This window comes from Weissella sp. DD23 (assembly GCF_001579105.1).
Taxonomy (GTDB): domain Bacteria; phylum Bacillota; class Bacilli; order Lactobacillales; family Lactobacillaceae; genus Weissella; species Weissella cibaria.
The window spans coordinates 233,656-237,045 of the sequence record NZ_KQ970392.1 but is presented as its reverse complement, the minus strand read 5'-3'; the positions used below and the strand labels follow the sequence as shown (position 1 = coordinate 237,045).

The 3,390-nt window shown below is 45.8% G+C and carries 3 protein-coding genes and 1 pseudogene; 1 reads left to right on the top strand and 3 read right to left on the bottom strand.

The window, feature by feature from the left end:
• The 3 genes and pseudogenes from WEIDD23_RS14580 to WEIDD23_RS05385 all read right to left on the bottom strand — a co-directional run.
• Positions 1 to 279: pseudogene (locus WEIDD23_RS14580) on the bottom strand (biotin--[acetyl-CoA-carboxylase] ligase); the annotation flags it as partial.
• 169 nt (positions 280 to 448) lie between these two features.
• A complete protein-coding gene (locus WEIDD23_RS05390; protein WP_010371567.1) occupies positions 449 to 994 on the bottom strand; it encodes a flavodoxin domain-containing protein in 546 nt (181 codons plus the stop codon).
• 102 nt (positions 995 to 1,096) lie between these two features.
• The gene (locus WEIDD23_RS05385) at positions 1,097 to 2,092 is read right to left on the bottom strand and encodes a DUF1002 domain-containing protein (protein ID WP_010371569.1); all 996 of its coding nucleotides are present in this window, start codon (positions 2,090 to 2,092) and stop codon (positions 1,097 to 1,099) included.
• A 205-nt stretch (positions 2,093 to 2,297) separates the two neighbouring features.
• Here WEIDD23_RS05385 and WEIDD23_RS13525 point away from each other — a divergent pair, with 205 nt between their 5' ends.
• A complete protein-coding gene (locus WEIDD23_RS13525) occupies positions 2,298 to 3,365 on the top strand; it encodes a ribonuclease E domain-containing protein (protein ID WP_029237450.1) in 1,068 nt (355 codons plus the stop codon).
• Positions 3,366 to 3,390 lie beyond the last annotated feature (25 nt).

The window sequence follows — 3,390 nt, the reverse complement described above, 5'->3', positions numbered from 1 at the left end:
TGCTGCCACAGCTACACTTGTTGTCACCTGACCCGGATTGAGCGTTCGACTATCAGCCACTGGCCAAATCAAAGTTAGATAAACACCAACTTGATCTGGCGAAAAATACTGTCGGCCATGCCGACCGTACCCTGCCGTTTGTTCGTCTGCCACAATTGCCACTGGCGTCTTCAACTGTGTATTCCCAATCAACCGTTTTGCGGCAGTATTGGTTGAATCAATCGTGGCATAACTTGTAATTGTCACTGGACTTAAGGTTGTCAATCGTAATTGATCCATGGTCCATCCCTCCAAACTTTCTAATCCCCATCATCACAGTTAGTCATGGCGTTCTCTATCAGCATAACCAACTGTTCCTATCATACCATGTACACACACCAGTCAGGTTACCCGCTTTAACGCAAAAGGACTAGCCCAGAAATACTCTGCACTAGTCCTTTTGCGTTAATTATTCTAATGAGGCTTGCTTTTCATAAAAGCGAACCCGATCGACAATCGGTTGCACTAATTGACGATAACGACTCACTAAATCGATTTGATTTGTGGTCGTTTCCTCTAATTCTTTCACATGTTCTTCCGCAATCGCGCGACCAATCTTTTTAATCCACCAAACCGATAGTCGATGCCAACGTCCCATTTTGTCATGGTTTGTCGCACCCCGTAGTTGAAAGAAATCACCATACTGTTGGACAAGGTAATTAAAATTATCGACACAAATATGTTTGAAATAAGTCGCATCAATCGGATGGAGGCCAACCGTGAACAATAAAATATGTTTATCATACAGCGCCGGAATCAGCGTATTTACTAGATTAGCAATTTTAACGCGGCCATGAAATACTGGACCACCAAAAACAATCGTATCGTAAGTTGTTAAATCCAACGCGCCGATTTCATCAAGTCGATACAAACTAATCTGCAACTCATTTGCAATCCAGCGGGCATATTTTTCAGTATGCCCGTAGTGACTGTCATAAATCACAACCGCACTCATTCACGTGTCCTCCCCATCTATCTTTCTGCCACTATCATACAAGTTGTAAGTTGATGACGTGTGCAAAAGTTTCGAAGATAGTGTGAAGTCCGACAAAAATCATTACTTATTCAATAAGCCCTTGAAAAAGTTAACAATTGGATTCCAAATATTCGTGACAAACCAGTTAGCGGCTTGCTGAACATCCTCTGAATTCGCAAAATCCTTCGCCTTAGCCATCGCATCCCCAGCTGAGTTTTCAAGCTTATTTGATAGGCTCTTAGCATTATCGACGAAGCTAGATGAGTCAGAAATTGGGGCGTCCGCAACGCCTACCAATGCTTGCGCCATCGTTTGTACCGCCGCGTCGGACGTCTTTTCGGCAATACCTTGCTTATCCAAGTTAATGTTTAATTGATCAATTGCAATATTAATTGTAATGTTTTGTCCGTCTTGCTTTTTCTCAGCCAGTTCACTAGCTGTGTTAGTTACTGCTGACGTCAGCTTACCAGGGTAGGCCTTATCGTCTTTGTTATCATTCACGGCATCCGTCGTAGCGGCTAGCATGTTATTAGCTGCCGACGTATTTTGTTCGTTCAGCGTGATACCATCCGTATCCAAAGCCTTATAAACACCAGCCAAGGCTGCTTGCCCAGAAACTTGTTGGTTTGCTGTTACCGTAATAATCACATCTTTTACACCAGCCATCGTAGCTGCCATCGCATACTGTTGTGAGGTTACTTGCGTAATATTATCCTTACCATCGAAGTTCTTAATGTTTACCAGCGTCCCCGTACCAGGTTCAGCCGGTGCAATGGCAACAGAACTAATCATCGCACTATCTGCCACGCCCGAAAGACCAATGTATGATGCGTCGGCACCCGTTGTTGTTAATTTTTCATAGCTGTCTGTCACTCCCAGCGTTGTCGCAAGGGCACTTTGATCTGAGGCCCCAGCCCCATACACAACATACGACTTTGATAAGGCCCGTGTTTGCACGTTAGTTGTTGCCGCTGCTTGCACAGCGTTCGGTTGCACCAGGACGGTCGCCGTCACTGTTGTTGCCCCCAGCAAAGCCGTTGCTAGCAACGTCGTCGTTATAATTTTCTTAGTTTGCATCGTTATTTCCTCCGATACCATCGTTTTCATCGTTACATAATTGTAACATATCGCGCCTTAAACAGAACTTCAAAACGCAACGCGCTTAGTTTGTGAATTTATTGTGAACAGTTTGCACGAAGTTTGTGTATTCCGCTCACAAACAAGGAAGAAAAGAGTACTATTATAAGGTAATATCTCGTTTAGAAAGTGAGGCAATTGTGACATGGCGATTCAAAAATCAAGTTTGCTAACAGCAACCCTTCTATTGGCTAGCGTCTTATTCGCTAGCCCTGTGTTAGCTGATGACACGACAACCGCAGCATCATCAGCAATAACCGTCAGTGTCGTTAGCGACAATACTACAGATCCTGCGACAAGCACGGCAACGATAGATGAATCAACAGCAGCCACGCCAATTGTTTTACCAGCATCAGCCAAGTCTGAAGAAGAAACCAGCACGGCCAGTGAAACAACCGCTACTCCAGAAACGTTAGAGGCGTGCGTACCAAACACACCGGTCGTATTACCTGAAGAAACAATTACTGATTTTGTACCACCCGTTACCGAAACGCCAGTTGAAAGCAACCCTTCTGATAGTAACAAGGCTAGCGAAGTCGTTTCGTCAGAATCAGTTGGGCAAGCAACAACACCAACTGAAACCGACTTGGCTAATAAGGTCACAACTTCAGAAACACCGGTCCAACCCATTACTGACCAGTCCGTTACACAAACGCAAAAGGTCACGACTAGCAAAACGTCTGACGCACGGACTGCGACAACGCAACGAACGGCAAGTGCCACTACACCGCGTACTTCAGTCACCGCACCAACGACGGTCACAACTAGTCAAGCTACAAATCAACAGGTTACCGCTGTTAACAGCAGTGATGCACAACCCGCACAGCCAGTTGCGCTGACCACAGCAGTTGCGCAAGAACCAACCGATGTTGCCCCAACAACAAGTCAAACGGCACAAGCGGTGGCTAGTTCAACAGTTAAAGCAGCTGTTACAACTGCCACAACGCATGAAGCAGCCACCCTTGGCACACCGTCAGAAAGCCAAGCTAATACCGTTGCGCAAGAGCCAACCACAGCAGCCACGGCAATTCATGAAGTGGCTGTCCGCGCTGGCCAAATGGCAGATGACATGCTACCGCCTGGCGCTTACCAAATGAATTGGGGCCCGGTCGCTATCACCACATTCTCAGTTGCTTTGGCTTCTTGGATTATTGCTTACTACACAATTCGCCGACGCCAAGCCGACCGTGAACGTGATATTCTTAGTCACTAATGTTGAATAACTAATAAAAACCGCA